The sequence below is a fragment of the Novosphingobium sp. BL-S-33 genome, from assembly GCF_056857025.1.
Genome location: NZ_CM166474.1, coordinates 2,721,570 through 2,735,130 on the forward strand (window position 1 = coordinate 2,721,570; position 13,561 = coordinate 2,735,130).

Sequence of the window (13,561 nt, forward strand, 5' to 3'; positions counted from 1 at the left end):
CATGAAGCGCGAATCGGATCGCGAAGAGGCATTGTCACGGCTGCGCGAGGGTAAGCCCGCGCTGCTCTGGCGCCGTCTCGTCGCCGATACCGAAACGCCCGTGGCGGCCGCGCTCAGGCTCTTTGCCGAAGGGCGCGGCGACTTCCTGCTCGAATCGGTGGAAGGCGGCGAGACGCGCGGGCGCTACAGCCTGCTTGGCCTCGATCCCGATCTGGTGTTCCGCGCCGATGGCCACTCCTGCGCGATCAATCGCAAGTGGCAGCATGACCGGGACGCCTTCGAGGCGCTCCCGGGCGATGCCCTCGCCGAATTGCGCGCACTGGTGGAATCGTGCCGCTTCGAGGTTCCGGCCGAGCTGCCCAAGGCTCTCGCCTGCCTGGTCGGTTACTTCGGCTACGAGACCATCGGTCTTGTCGAAAAGCTGCCCCGTGCACCGCAGAGTGAACTGGCGCTGCCGGACATGCTCTTCGTCCGCCCCTCGCTGATCCTGATCTTCGACCGGCTTGGCGACGAGCTGTTCTTCGTCGCCCCGCTGTGGCCCGAAAACGGCAAGCCCGAAACGCTTGTGGATATGGCGGCCGAACGCATCGATGAGGCGCTGCGCAAGCTTTCCGCGCCTGTCCCGGTGGCGCCCGCCGTGACGGACCTTCCCGAGCCGGTACGGACGCCGATGATGGCCGCCGCCGACTACGAAGCCATGGTCACGCGCGCCAAGGACTACATCGAGGCGGGCGACATCTTCCAGGTCGTGCTGGCCCAGCGCTTTACCTGCGAATTCCCGCTCCCGCCGATCGCGCTTTACCGCTCGCTCCGGCGCGTGAACCCGTCTCCGTTCCTCTACTTCCTCGACCTGCCAGGCTTCGCGCTGATCGGATCGAGCCCGGAGATCCTCGTCCGCGTTCGCGAGGGCGAAGTGACGATCCGCCCGATCGCCGGCACGCGCCCGCGCGGAAAGACCGTCTCCGAGGACAAGGCCAACGAAGTGAGCCTGCTCGCCGATCCCAAGGAACGCGCCGAGCATCTCATGCTGCTCGACCTTGGCCGCAACGACGTTGGCCGGGTCGCCGCCGCCGGCAGCGTCGAAGTGACGGACAGCTACACGATCGAGCGCTACAGCCACGTCATGCACATCGTCTCGAACGTGATCGGCCAGCTCGACACGGCCAAGCACGACGCCATCGACGCGGTGTTCGCGGGCTTCCCGGCAGGCACCGTCTCGGGCGCACCCAAGGTCCGCGCCTGTGAGATCATCGCCAGCCTCGAACCCGAAACGCGCGGCGCCTATGCTGGCGGCGTGGGCTATTTCGCGCCCGACGGCTCCGTCGACTCGTGCATCGTCCTGCGCACCGGCGTGCTCAAGGACGGCGTGCTTCACGTCCAGGCCGGTGCGGGCATCGTTGCCGACAGCGATCCCGCTTACGAACAGCGTGAGTGCGAGGCCAAGTCCGGCGCCCTGTTCGCCGCCGCGCGCGAGGCCATCCGCGTGGCGGGAGAGCCGGGCTTCGGCCAATGAGGGCCGCCGCTCTTGCGGCTGCGCTAACCCTCGCTGCCTGTTCCTCGGGCGCTCAGCAACCGCAGCGGCGAGCGGAAGCCCCACCGCCGCCGCCATGCGAGGGCGCCAGCTTCGAAGGCGCGAGCTTCACGCACTGCACTGCCACGCCCGGCCGCCATACGATCCACCTCGTTCTGGGGCCGAAGAACGGCGCGCCCTATCGCAGCCTCTCGCAGCTTGCGGTCGGGCGGCCGTCGGGCAGCCCGGCAGTCGCCTTCGCGATGAACGGCGGCATGTTCGACGGGGACGGCAAGCCGATCGGCTATGCCGCGATCGAGGGCGAGCGCGTCCATACGCTCAACACCAACAAGGGCTGGGGCAATTTCCACCTCTTGCCCAACGGCGTATTCTTCGGCGATGCCGCCGGACACTGGCAGATCCGCACGACCGACCAGTTCGCGAGCAAAGTGAACCATCGCCCCGACTTCGGCACGCAGTCCGGTCCAATGCTGGTGATCGACGGCAAGCTTCATCCCCGGATCGATGAAGACGGCCAATCGCTCAAGCTGCGCAATGCCGTTGGTGTCGACCGGCAAGGGCGGGCCCATTTCGTGATCTCGGATGAGCCGGTCTCGTTCGGCAAGCTCGCCCGGCTGTTTCGCGACAAGCTGGATTGCCCCAACGCGCTGTTTCTCGACGGCAGCGTCTCCTCGCTTTGGGACCCTGATCACGGGCGTGTCGACGGCGGTCCGCCGCTCGGCCCCTTGATCGTTGTCGAGAAAAGCGCAAAGGCCGCTATCGGGGCCAATTCTGGAAAGGCTGGATCATGATCCTCGTCATCGACAATTACGACAGCTTCACCTGGAATCTGGTCCACTACCTGATGGAACTGGGCGCCGAAGTCGAAGTCGTGCGCAACGACGCGCTTTCGGCCGGGCAGGCGATCTCCAGCGGCGCGCGGGGCTTCCTGATCTCGCCCGGCCCCTGCACCCCGAATGAGGCAGGCATCAGCCTCGACCTCGTGGGCGCAGCCGCCGATGCCGGAAAGCCGCTGCTCGGCGTCTGCCTTGGCCATCAGTCGATCGGCCAGTATTTCGGCGGTAAAGTCGTGCGCGGCGGACTGATGCACGGCAAGACCTCGGCCGTGACGCATGACGCCACCGGGCTGTTCGCAGGACTGCCCTCGCCCTTCACCGCCACGCGCTATCACTCGCTGATCGTCGAGGACGTTCCCGAGACGCTGACGATCAATGCCCGCTCCGATGACGGCCACGTCATGGGCTTCCGCCATACGGCGCTGCCGATCCACGGCGTGCAGTTCCACCCGGAAAGCATCGCTACCCAGCACGGCCACGCGATGCTGGCGAATTTCCTGAACCTCTGCGGCATCGAAGCCCGAATGCCCGCACGGCTCGCCGCGGCATGACGACGATGATCCTGCCCGATCCCCTTCATCCCATCGAGGAAGCCGAAGCCGAAGAGGCCTTCGGTGCCATTCTCGATGGCCGCGTGGGCGACGACGCCGTGGTCCGCTTCCTCCTCGCTCTGACCGAGCGCGGAGAGACGGCGAGCGAGATCGCCGGCGCCGCGCGCGCCATGCGAACCCGCATGATCCCGATCGATGCCCCTGCAAACGCCATCGACGTCTGCGGCACCGGCGGCGACGGTCACCACACGCTCAACGTCTCGACGGCGGTTTCGCTGGTCGTCGCGGCCTGTGGCGTGCCGGTCGCCAAGCACGGCAACCGCGCCGCCAGTTCCAAGGCCGGCGCGGCGGACACGCTGGAAGCGCTCGGTCTCAATCTCGACCGCGCGGCCGAGACGGCGGAAGAGACACTCGGCGACCTCGGCATCTGCTTCCTCTTCGCCGCCCGCCACCATCCCTCGATGGGCAGGATCATGCCGATCCGCAAGGCGATCGGCCGCCGCACCATCTTCAACCTGATGGGCCCGCTAGCCAACCCGGCGAATGTGCGCCGCCAGCTCGTCGGTATCGCCCGCCCGGCCTATGTGCCGATCTACGCCGAAGCACTGATGAGCCTTGGCAGCGATCACTCCTTCGTCATCTCAGGCGACGAAGGGCTGGATGAACTCAGCCTCGCGGGCGGCAACGAAGTGGCCGAGATCCGGCACGGCGAACTCTCGATGCGCCGCGTCGGGCCCGAGGATGTCGGCTTGCCCGTCTCACCCGTCGGCGCGATCCGTGGCGGCGACGCGGCCTACAATGCGGAAGCCCTGCGCCGCCTGCTCATGGGCGAACACGGCGCCTATCGCGATGCCGTGCTGCTCAATGCGGCCGGTGCCCTGATCGTCGCCGGTGAGGCTGAGACCTGGCGCGAAGGCGTCGAGGAAGCGGCCGAAGCCATCGACAAGGGCCTCGCCAATGCCCTGCTCAACTGCTGGATTTCCGCGCTCAAGGGCTGAGCCGCGCGAAAGGTTTACGATGTCCGACAAGCTTACCGAGATCTGCGACACCAAGCGCGAGGAAGTTGCCGAGCGCAAGACCGTGGCCACCATGGCCGACCTTGATGCCCACGCCGCGCACCAGAGCGCCCCGCGCGGCTTTGAAGCGGCGCTGCGTGCCAAGGCCCAAAACGGCTTTGCCCTGATTGCAGAAATCAAGAAAGCTTCGCCTTCCAAAGGGCTGATTCGTCCTGATTTTCGTCCCGCAGAACATGCCGTCGCCTATGAGCGCGGCGGCGCCGCCTGCCTCTCGGTCCTGACCGACGCGCCTTACTTCCAGGGCCATGAGGACTTCCTTATGGACGCCCGCGCCGCCTGCACGCTGCCGGTGATCCGCAAGGACTTCATGGTCGATCCCTGGCAGGTGGCCGAAGCCCGCTCGATCGGCGCCGACGCCATTCTCATCATCGTCGCCGCTCTTGACGACGTGCTGATGGCCGAACTCGAAGCCGCCGCCCACGAACGCGGCATGGACTGCCTCGTCGAAGTTCACAACGAAGCTGAAATGGAGCGCGCCGCTCGCCTGAAGTCGCGGCTGATCGGCGTGAACAACCGCGATCTCAAGCGCTTCGTCACCGACATCGCCACCACCGAACGCCTTGCGCCACTGGCGCCCGAGGGCACGCTTCTGGTCAGCGAAAGCGGCATCAACACTCACGCCGACCTCGAAAGACTCTCAGGTTGCGGTGCGCGGACCTTCCTTGTTGGTGAAAGCCTGATGCGCGAAGCGAACGTGGAAACGGCAACCCGGGCTCTGCTCACCGGGGCCTGATCAGCGCGCCGGTCAGGACAGCGGCAGAAACATTTCCGTGAGCGCCTCGGTCGCGGAAAACTGCGGGTAAAGGCGCACGCGCTCGCAGAAAAGAGGATAATCGCGCAGGCTCTCGCCACTGGCGGGCAACCATTCGCGGTAGAGCCACAGCGCGGATTCCTCCAGGTCCATTGCCGGGCCCGTGATCGGCAGCACCGCATAGCGACCGCCGGGAATCTCATCTACACGCACGCCGGCCGGGCTGTCACCGGCGAACCATGCCGGTACCGACGCGCAGAGCATGACCAGATGATCCTCGATCGGTGTGGTGCGCGGAACGGTCGGGAAGAGATTGAACGTGCGGCTGCCTGGCGGCACGAAGCCCGCCGATTGCCGCCAGTCGATGAATCTCCGGATCGTGTCGCCGATTTTTGCCATGTCGCCGCGATGCTCCATGACCGCCACGCGCATCGGCGCAAATTCGCGAATCTCGACATCGTCGATTGCCGTGGTTTCAACCATTGTCCTGTTCCTTGCCACTTGGAGTGTGTCGCTCAGGGCCTGCCATGCCAACCAGTCCGGCCCAGCGCGAAAAGCCGAAGGCGTCTGACCGATCCACGCGCGAAAGGCGCGGGCAAAGGCTTCCGGCGCTTCGTAACCGGCATCCAGCGCGGCATCGGTAACCCGCGTGCGGGGCTGATAGGCCAGCTTCGTACCCGCCCGATGCAACCGCGAAAGCTGAACGAAACGCTGGACCGGCATTCCGCTCAGCGCCCGGAACTGACGATGGAAATGGTACGGCGAGAATCCGGCCCATCCTGAGATCGTTTCTAGGTCCGGCGACGCGTCCTGCTCTGCATCGATCCGCTCGACCACGCGCGCCATCCGGTCAAAATAGCGGCGGCGCGAATGTTCATCCTGTTTCGAGCTTCGTGTCATGCAGGCTGTCCTGCCACGAAACCCAAATACCTGCCTGATCGATCTTGCGATAATCGCGCCGCAATCCCTGTCCTACTCGCACAAAATCTGCCATCGGTCCTTCATGGACCTTTGCAGAACTTCCAGAAAAACCGCGCGAATCCAGCGATCCGGCGCGGCTGCGGCATCTTTCTCAGGACCATGTAAACTGAGTCACCTTGCGGAAGCCGAAGGCTGAACATGACCAAGAGCCTGACCCACATCGATTCGAATGGAACCGCCCGCATGGTCGATGTCGGCGCCAAGGACGAAACCCAACGCCTCGCCGTGGCATCTGGCCGGATTTCCATGACGCCGGACGCCCTCGAAGCGATCCGCCTCGGAAACGCGCCCAAGGGCGATGTTCTTGGCACAGCCCGCATCGCCGGGATCATGGCCGCCAAGAAGACCGCCGATCTGATCCCCATGTGCCACCCGCTAATGCTTGATGCGGTAAACGTGGATTTCCATTTCGAAGACAGCGCCATCCGCGCAACCGCCACGGCCATCCTCACCGGCAAAACTGGTGTCGAAATGGAAGCTATTACAGCAGCTTCCATCGCACTTCTGACAATTTACGACATGGCCAAGGCGCTCGATAAAGGCATGGTTATCAGCGAAATCCGGCTCATCGAGAAACGCGGCGGAAAGTCGGGACACTGGACTCTGGAAGGCACTGCCTGATGGCCGGACATCCAATGCTCTCGCTCGAAGACGCACAGGCCAAGCTGCTGTCGCTTGTCGACCCCCTGCCGATCGAGCGCGTTGACATAGAGGGTGCGCTGGGCCGCTACCTTGCCGAACCCATGCTGGCTCGCCGCACCCAACCGGCGGCAGATGTCTCGGCGATGGATGGCTACGCAGTCACCGCCGAAGACCTCACCGGCCCGTGGCATGTGGTGGGTGAGAGCGCGGCGGGTCATCCCTACGACGCAACCGTGGCACCGGGTCAGGCCGTGCGCATTTCCACCGGCGCACTGATGCCCGCGGGCGCCGAGGCGGTCATCCTCCAGGAAGATCTGTCCCGCGAACAGCATCGCATCTCGCTAACCGGCGAGGCACCCATCCCTGCGCACAAGCACATACGCCGTCGCGGCATGGACTTCCCCGAAGGCAAGGAAATCCTTCCACTTGGCGTTCGGATCGGATCCTCGCAGGCGGCGCTCGCAATGGCAGCCGGCCACAAACACCTTCCTGTCCGGCGCATTCCCCACCTCACAGTGATCGACAGCGGGGACGAACTGGCTTCCGACCCGGAATGCTGCGAACCGCATCAGATCCCCGCCAGCAATGGCGCCATGCTCGCCGCCATGGCGCGCAATCTGCCTGTGAAAGTCGACAGGATCGGACCGGTCGAGGATCAACTGGAAGCACTGGTCAAAGCATTCCAGACGGCGGCGGATTCGGACGTGATCGTCACCAGCGGGGGCGCCTCCGTCGGCGAGCACGACCTGGTGCGCCCGGCGCTCGAAGCCTGGGGCGCCAAACTCGATTTCTGGCGCGTAGCGATCAAACCGGGAAAGCCGATCCTGGTCGCCCGGAAAGCCAAAGGCCGGCGCAGCCAACTCGTTATCGGACTGCCCGGAAACCCCGTTTCCAGCCATATTACCGCGTATCACTTCCTGCTGCCGGTCCTGCGCGCGCTATTGGGCGCGGGCCGGCCGACGTCGATGTCCATGCTCGCCCTGCTAACAAGCCCCGTACCCGCGACCGGCGATCGCCGCGAATTCCTGCGGGGCGTGTGGGACGGAGAAAACGTCACCCCGCAAGTCGTTCAGGACAGTGGCGCGCTGGCTTCGCTGGCCACCAGCAATGTCCTGATCGATCGCCCCGCGCGTGCGCCAGTTGCCGGGGCAGGCGATCCGGTGCGAGTCTACTTGCTCCAGAATGGCGGTATTGCTTGACGTTACCGGATTCGTTGCTTAATTGTTCCCTCATTGTTCGCGAACGAACCTGCAAGTGTTCTTCGCGATGGCAACAAGGCCGCTGACGGCGGCCCAGCAGGTGAGGCAGGCCAGATGTTGACGCGCAAGCAGCACGAATTGCTCCGGTTCATTCAGGTGCGGCTCGAAGACAGCGGCGTCTCGCCTAGCTTCGAAGAGATGAAGGACGCACTTGACCTCAAGTCGAAGTCGGGCGTGCACCGCCTGATTTCGGCATTGGAAGAGCGCGGCTTTATCCGCCGCCTGCCCAACCGCGCACGGGCATTGGAAGTTCTTCGCCAGCCCGAAGACGTCAATAGCAAGCCAACTACCGCAGCTGCGCCGCCGCGCGAGACGGCGCCGTCACTGCGTCCGGCTCCTCGGGCACCCGAACCGGCCAACGACGTGATCGAGATTCCGCTGCACGGCCGTATCGCTGCCGGGGCGCCGATCGAGGCCATAGAGGGTCAGTCGATGCTGCCGGTTCCGGCGGCCCTGCTTGGTTCCGGTGACCACTACGCCCTTGAAGTTTCGGGCGACTCGATGATCGAGGCGGGAATTCTCGATGGTGATCTGGCCCTCGTGAAGCGTACCGATACCGCGCGTGACGGCGAGATTGTCGTCGCCCTCATCCGTGGTGAAGAGGCAACCCTAAAGTACCTGCGGCGCGAAGGCCCCAAGGTGCGGCTCGACCCGGCCAATGCGGCATATACAGCCCAACTTTACGGTGCGGATGAAGTTCAGGTGCAGGGTAAACTCGCTGGGATTCTGCGCCGCTATCACTGAAGCGAGCAGCGAAATCCTGCATCTACGACGATCTGGAGCGTTTGATCCGACTGTATCGGATCAAACGCTCCAAGTTTTTGGTTTGTCGCGTTTTCCGAGTCGTCAGGTGATTCCGCCTTGTTCAAAAACGCTCTAAGGCCGCCACCAGCCATGACCGCCTTGCTCTTGGGCAACGGTCTGCACTGTCTGCCCAGACAGGTCGATGGTGAGACCGCCCGTCTGCTTGAGCATAGGTCGGTCGATCCTGAGCCAATGGGGATGACAACTTCCTGGCAAGCGGCGATCTGCAATGACGATATCGACCTGACTGCACGCGCGCAAAAGTGCCGGGACAGGAACATAGGCATCGCTGCGCGCTATCAGTACGCGCCACGTCCGGCCGCCACGATCAAGTGATACCGCGCAGAAATCCGCATTGCAGTGTGCTTCCGGCCGCCGAGGCAGGGAAAGCGGAGCATTCCTCTGACCGACCACTTCCAGGAAGTTGTCCATGGCATAATCGCTCTTGCTCTCGCGCAAGAGGGCCAGATTTCTTCCGCCGTCGACAACCACGCCCACGTAATGGCCGTCGCCTGCAACAAGGATGTTCGGCGGCGTCAGCAATGCCAGACCAAGAGCACCTGCGATTGCGGGAACGAGCCCCAGAAATCGCACTCTCCCACGCCACAAGGCAAACCAAAGTCCGCCCGCAACGAAATGCAGGAAATGGCCCGTTCCCATCGTCGGGAACAACCTCACGGCGCCGGGAAGTCCTCCCGTTCCGTGAGCAAGGTCCAGCAGCAGTGCAATGGCCCAATTCGCCAGCCACCAGACTGGGGCGCCCAGTCCGGCGATGTCGAGCAACAGGGCCCCAGCGACCAGCGGCATGATGATGAAGGTCGTCAGCGGAATTGCCACGATGTTGGCCATGGCTCCGTACACGCCCGCCCGATGGAAATGATAGAGGCCGATCGGCATGAGTACGGCTTCGATCGCGATCCCGGTCACCAGCGTAAGGACAATGTCGCGCAGAAGGCGCATCACAATGCTTTCCTCACGCGGCGCCATCCAGCGCTTCACCGGACCGGCATTTGCCACCACGATCAGCGCCAGAACCGCTGCAAAGCTCATCTGGAAGCTCGGCCCGGCAAGAGATTCGGGCCATAACAGCATGACAACAAAGGCGCCGGCTGCCAGTAGGCGGACGGACAAAGCCTCCCGCCCCATGGCCAGTGCAGTGAGCACCAAGAGCGATCCCACGCAGGAGCGTACCTTCGGCACCTGCGATCCCGTCAACAACGTGTAGGCGATGCCAGCGAGTGCGCCCACGCCTGCCGCCAGAATGGGAAGCCGCCAGCGCAACGCCAATCCGGGCGAAAGCGCCAGCAGGCGAAGCACCAGAAAATAGACGGCGCCGATAACCGCACTGACGTGCAGACCGCTGATCGAAAGCAGATGCGCCAGCCCGGCATCGCGCATGGCCTGCCCATCCTGCTGGGAAATGCTCCCCATGTCTCCGGTAACCAATGCCACGGCGATACCTGCACTGCCGCTCGGTAGCCTCGATTGGATATGACCGCTCAGATCTTCCCGCCAGGCAGCCAAAAGGTCTCCCCCCGTTCCGGCGTTCAAGACCTCAATCGGCGCGAGGACGCTGCCCGTTGCGGAAAGGCCCGCAAACCACGCTGCCTGAGCAAAATCGTACCCCCCTGGGATGAGCGGAGAAGCCGGCGGAACCAGCCTGCCACGGAAGCGGATCAACGCGCCCGGCCCGACTTGCGATTGTGATCCCGAATGGGCGTGCAGAGCGCCGAATCGATTGGGCACAGTCACCCGCGCCATTATCGCACGGCCGGTCGCCGGCTCCCGCATTGCCACCACAAACCGGCGCTGTTCCTGGGCCGGCCGCTCTTCCACCGACAGGACGCGGGCCATGAACGTACCCGATAAGGAGCGCGAAATCGGCGCCGCGCCAACCAGCTCGGAACGGCCCCACACGGCCAGGCAACCGAACAGCAAAGCCAGCGCCATCGACATGACCGCACGTCGCACCAGCGGAAAGTTGGCCCGACCGTGCCGCCAGACGCTGGCAGCAGTTGCGGTAGCCGCACAAGTTGCGCAAAATGCAATCCAATAGAGAGGCCGGGGCAGCCCAAACCAGCCCGCAATTCCGGCCCCAAAGCCCACTGTAAGCCACGGCGCCTTGTCGAAACCGCAGTTCGAAAGAAAACACTCGACACCGACCAAACACCTCGACATGTGGCTCTGGCTGATCCATGGGCGATGCTGCAACGCAGCGCCTCCGGCAGAGGCCGGAAAAACGGGATCATCGGTCGTGGCGGCTAGGCTGGCCATGGCCGACATAAGGACGGAAGGTGATAACAATGGCAAGCGGTAGCGCATCGAGCGGACAGACGGACAGAAAGCCCGTCGTCACGCGCTTTGCCCCCTCGCCCACGGGTTTCCTGCACATCGGCGGCGCTCGTACGGCGCTGTTCAACTGGCTCTATGCCCGCCACCATGGCGGCAAGTACCTCCTGCGCATCGAGGACACCGACCGCGCCCGCTCAACCGAACCGGCGATCGAGGCGATTTTCGACGGGCTGAACTGGCTGGGCCTCGGCGGCGACGAACCGGCAGTGTTCCAGTTCGCCCGCTCGGATCGGCACGCACAAGTCGCAGACGAACTCATCGCCAAGGGGCACGCCTATCGCTGCTACCTGACGAGCGAGGAACTCGCCGAACGCCGTCAGAAGGCACAGGAAGAGCGCCGCCCGTTCCGCATCGACAGCGAATGGCGCGACGCCGATCCCTCGGCCTGGCCCGCAGAAAAGCCCTATGTCGTGCGCATCAAGGCGCCGCGCGAGGGTGAAACGACGATCCAGGACCTGGTCCAGGGCGAAGTTACCGTGAAGAACGAGGAGATCGACGATTTCGTGATCCTGCGTTCGGACGGAACGCCGACTTATATGCTGGCAGTCGTGGTCGACGATAACGACATGGGCGTCACGCACGTCCTGCGCGGCGACGATCATCTCAACAATGCCTTCCGCCAGCTCGTGATCATCCACGGCATGGGCTGGGACGTGCCGGTCTATGGCCACGTGCCGCTGATCCATGGCTCGGATGGCGCCAAGCTTTCCAAGCGCCACGGCGCGCTGGGCGTCGATTCCTATCGCGATGAGATGGGCATCCTGCCCGAAGCGCTGTTCAATTATCTGCTGCGGCTCGGCTGGGGTCACGGCGACGAGGAGTTCATCAGCCGCGAAAAGGCTGTTGAATGGTTCGACATGGCCGATGTCGGCAAGTCGCCCTCGCGTTTCGACATTGCCAAGCTGCAAAATCTCAACGGCCACTACCTGCGCGAAGCGGATGACGCCCGGCTTGCCGGCCTCGTCCTGCCGCGCCTTGAGGCAGCAGGCTGTGACAATCCGGACATGACCCTGCTGACGCGGGCCATGCCGGTGCTGAAGGTCCGCGCAAAGGACCTCAACGAACTTGCCGAAGGCGCGGCCTTCCTATTCGCCAAGCGCCCGCTCGCCATGAGCGAGAAGGCGCAGGCGCTGCTGACCGACGAAGCGCGTACGCGCCTTGCCGTAATGCATGAACGTCTCTCGGGAGAGTCCGAATGGACCCTCGAGGCGTTGGAAGCCAACCTCAAGGCAATGGCCGAGGAGCTGGGACTGGGCCTCGGCAAGCTCGCACAACCGCTGCGAGCCGCCCTGACCGGTCAAACGACCTCTCCGGGCATTTTCGACGTCTTGGTTCTGCTCGGTCGGGACGAAAGCCTTGCTCGCATTGGCGCGCAGGCGGACGTGGCGGCCGGAACGCAAATATAAGGAGTAAGAACTGGTGGGTGATCAGGTCAAACTGAATGCTGGTGGCACGGAATTCGATTATCCCGTGCTCAAGGGCAGTGTCGGCCCGGATGTAATCGATATCCGGAAGCTCTACGCCCAGACGGGCAAGTTCACGTACGACCCCGGCTTCACGTCGACGGCCAGCTGCGAGAGCGCGCTCACCTATATCGACGGTGACGAAGGCGTCCTTCTGCACCGCGGTTATCCGATCGGCCAGCTGGCCGAGAACTCCTCGTTCATGGAGGTCTGCTACCTCCTGCTGAACGGCGAGCTGCCCAATGGCGGCGAACTCGACACGTTCACCAACACCATCACGCGCCACACCATGCTCCACGAGCAGCTGGCGACGTTCTACCGCGGCTTCCGCCGTGACGCCCACCCGATGGCGATCATGTGCGGCGTGGTCGGCGCTCTTTCGGCGTTCTACCACGACTCGACCGACATTTCGGATCCGGAGCACCGCAAGATCAGCTCGCACCGCCTGATCGCCAAGATGCCGACGATCGCCGCTGCGGCATACAAGTACTCGGTTGGCCAGCCTTTCCTCTACCCGGACAACAAGCTGAGCTACACCGGCAACTTCCTGCGCATGACCTTCGGCGTGCCGGCGGAAGAATATGAAGTGATCCCCGCCGTCGAAAAGGCGATGGACCGTATCTTCATCCTCCACGCCGACCACGAGCAGAACGCCTCGACCTCGACCGTGCGTCTTGCCGGTTCGTCGGGCGCCAATCCGTTCGCGTGCATCGCGGCCGGCATCGCCTGCCTCTGGGGCCCTGCACATGGCGGCGCGAACGAAGCCGCGCTCAACATGCTCAAGGAAATCGGTACGCCGGACAAGATCCCGCACTATATCGAGCGTGCGAAGGACAAGAACGATCCGTTCCGCCTGATGGGCTTCGGTCACCGCGTCTACAAGAACTACGATCCGCGCGCCACGGTCATGCAGAAGACCGTCCGCGAAGTGTTCGACGCGCTCAAGGTTACCGACCCGCTCTTCGAGACCGCACTGCGCCTTGAAGAGATCGCGCTGAACGATCCGTACTTCGTAGAGAAGAAGCTGTTCCCGAACGTGGACTTCTACTCGGGCATCATCCTCTCGGCCATCGGCTTCCCGACCACGATGTTCACGGCGCTCTTCGCCCTTGCCCGCACCGTGGGCTGGGTCGCGCAGTGGAACGAAATGATCTCGGATCCAGGCCAGAAGATCGGCCGCCCGCGTCAGCTCTACACCGGCCCGACGCAGCGCGATTACGTGCCGATGAATCAGCGCTGATCCCGGCGCATCGGACAAGATCAAAGGCCCTCGCGAAAGCGGGGGCCTTTTTTTGTTGCTCTACGAATCAAGGAT

General features: G+C 64.0%; 12 protein-coding genes. 10 read left to right on the top strand and 2 right to left on the bottom strand.

Annotated features, from left to right (window positions below):
- Position 1: 1 nt before the first annotated feature.
- The 5 genes from AC1VVM_RS12705 to trpC are packed head-to-tail and all read left to right on the top strand — an operon-like array spanning position 2 to position 4,727.
- Complete coding sequence (locus tag AC1VVM_RS12705) at positions 2 to 1,513, top strand: anthranilate synthase component I family protein (RefSeq protein WP_482904214.1); 1,512 nt, start codon at positions 2 to 4, stop codon at positions 1,511 to 1,513.
- Complete coding sequence (locus AC1VVM_RS12710; protein WP_482955123.1) at positions 1,510 to 2,322, top strand: phosphodiester glycosidase family protein; 813 nt, start codon at positions 1,510 to 1,512, stop codon at positions 2,320 to 2,322. Before AC1VVM_RS12705 ends, AC1VVM_RS12710 begins: the two co-directional genes overlap by 4 nt.
- Positions 2,319 to 2,918 (top strand): anthranilate synthase component II, encoded by a 600-nt coding sequence (locus tag AC1VVM_RS12715; protein ID WP_482955124.1) that lies wholly within the window; start codon positions 2,319 to 2,321, stop codon positions 2,916 to 2,918. The genes AC1VVM_RS12710 and AC1VVM_RS12715 overlap by 4 nt, the downstream gene beginning before the upstream one ends.
- A 5-nt stretch (positions 2,919 to 2,923) precedes the next feature.
- Complete coding sequence (gene trpD, locus AC1VVM_RS12720; protein ID WP_482905102.1) at positions 2,924 to 3,916, top strand: anthranilate phosphoribosyltransferase; 993 nt, start codon at positions 2,924 to 2,926, stop codon at positions 3,914 to 3,916.
- A gap of 19 nt (positions 3,917 to 3,935) precedes the next feature.
- A complete protein-coding gene (gene trpC / locus AC1VVM_RS12725; RefSeq protein ID WP_482904217.1) occupies positions 3,936 to 4,727 on the top strand; it encodes an indole-3-glycerol phosphate synthase TrpC in 792 nt (263 codons plus the stop codon).
- A 12-nt stretch (positions 4,728 to 4,739) separates the two neighbouring features.
- Here trpC and AC1VVM_RS12730 read toward each other — a convergent pair whose 3' ends face one another.
- Positions 4,740 to 5,645 (bottom strand): AraC family transcriptional regulator, encoded by a 906-nt coding sequence (locus AC1VVM_RS12730; RefSeq protein ID WP_482955125.1) that lies wholly within the window; start codon positions 5,643 to 5,645, stop codon positions 4,740 to 4,742.
- Positions 5,646 to 5,864: 219 nt separating this feature from the next.
- Here AC1VVM_RS12730 and moaC point away from each other — a divergent pair, with 219 nt between their 5' ends.
- From moaC to lexA, 3 genes are all read left to right on the top strand, one after another.
- Positions 5,865 to 6,347: a cyclic pyranopterin monophosphate synthase MoaC gene (moaC, locus tag AC1VVM_RS12735; protein WP_482904219.1), complete on the top strand. Its 483-nt coding sequence runs from the start codon at positions 5,865 to 5,867 to the stop codon at positions 6,345 to 6,347.
- Positions 6,347 to 7,567 (top strand): molybdopterin molybdotransferase MoeA, encoded by a 1,221-nt coding sequence (locus tag AC1VVM_RS12740; RefSeq protein ID WP_482904220.1) that lies wholly within the window; start codon positions 6,347 to 6,349, stop codon positions 7,565 to 7,567. The genes moaC and AC1VVM_RS12740 overlap by 1 nt, the downstream gene beginning before the upstream one ends.
- Before the next feature lie 114 nt (positions 7,568 to 7,681).
- Complete coding sequence (gene lexA / locus AC1VVM_RS12745) at positions 7,682 to 8,371, top strand: transcriptional repressor LexA (RefSeq protein ID WP_482904221.1); 690 nt, start codon at positions 7,682 to 7,684, stop codon at positions 8,369 to 8,371.
- 132 nt (positions 8,372 to 8,503) lie between these two features.
- Here lexA and AC1VVM_RS12750 read toward each other — a convergent pair whose 3' ends face one another.
- The gene (locus AC1VVM_RS12750; protein ID WP_482955126.1) at positions 8,504 to 10,753 is read right to left on the bottom strand and encodes a ComEC/Rec2 family competence protein; all 2,250 of its coding nucleotides are present in this window, start codon (positions 10,751 to 10,753) and stop codon (positions 8,504 to 8,506) included.
- On the opposite strand from AC1VVM_RS12750, the gene gltX reads away from it, so the two are divergent.
- Together gltX and AC1VVM_RS12760 are read left to right on the top strand one after the other, a co-directional pair.
- A complete protein-coding gene (gene gltX, locus AC1VVM_RS12755) occupies positions 10,735 to 12,189 on the top strand; it encodes a glutamate--tRNA ligase (RefSeq protein ID WP_482955127.1) in 1,455 nt (484 codons plus the stop codon). The two genes, AC1VVM_RS12750 and gltX, sit on opposite strands and share 19 nt — an antisense overlap.
- A gap of 13 nt (positions 12,190 to 12,202) precedes the next feature.
- Positions 12,203 to 13,486, top strand: a complete 1,284-nt coding sequence (locus AC1VVM_RS12760; RefSeq protein WP_132385471.1) for a citrate synthase — start codon at positions 12,203 to 12,205, stop codon at positions 13,484 to 13,486.
- Positions 13,487 to 13,561: the final 75 nt, after the last annotated feature.

Coding starts and splice junctions, on each gene's coding strand:
- AC1VVM_RS12710 (WP_482955123.1), top strand. CDS start 1,510: ATGAGGGCCGCCGCTCTTGCGGCTGCGCTAACCCTCGCTGCCTGTTCC.
- AC1VVM_RS12715 (WP_482955124.1), top strand. CDS start 2,319: ATGATCCTCGTCATCGACAATTACGACAGCTTCACCTGGAATCTGGTC.
- AC1VVM_RS12705 (WP_482904214.1), top strand. CDS start 2: ATGAAGCGCGAATCGGATCGCGAAGAGGCATTGTCACGGCTGCGCGAG.
- AC1VVM_RS12730 (WP_482955125.1), bottom strand. CDS start 5,645: ATGACACGAAGCTCGAAACAGGATGAACATTCGCGCCGCCGCTATTTT.
- gltX (WP_482955127.1), top strand. CDS start 10,735: ATGGCAAGCGGTAGCGCATCGAGCGGACAGACGGACAGAAAGCCCGTC.
- AC1VVM_RS12750 (WP_482955126.1), bottom strand. CDS start 10,753: ATGCGCTACCGCTTGCCATTGTTATCACCTTCCGTCCTTATGTCGGCC.
- moaC (WP_482904219.1), top strand. CDS start 5,865: ATGACCAAGAGCCTGACCCACATCGATTCGAATGGAACCGCCCGCATG.
- trpC (WP_482904217.1), top strand. CDS start 3,936: ATGTCCGACAAGCTTACCGAGATCTGCGACACCAAGCGCGAGGAAGTT.
- lexA (WP_482904221.1), top strand. CDS start 7,682: ATGTTGACGCGCAAGCAGCACGAATTGCTCCGGTTCATTCAGGTGCGG.
- AC1VVM_RS12740 (WP_482904220.1), top strand. CDS start 6,347: ATGGCCGGACATCCAATGCTCTCGCTCGAAGACGCACAGGCCAAGCTG.
- trpD (WP_482905102.1), top strand. CDS start 2,924: ATGATCCTGCCCGATCCCCTTCATCCCATCGAGGAAGCCGAAGCCGAA.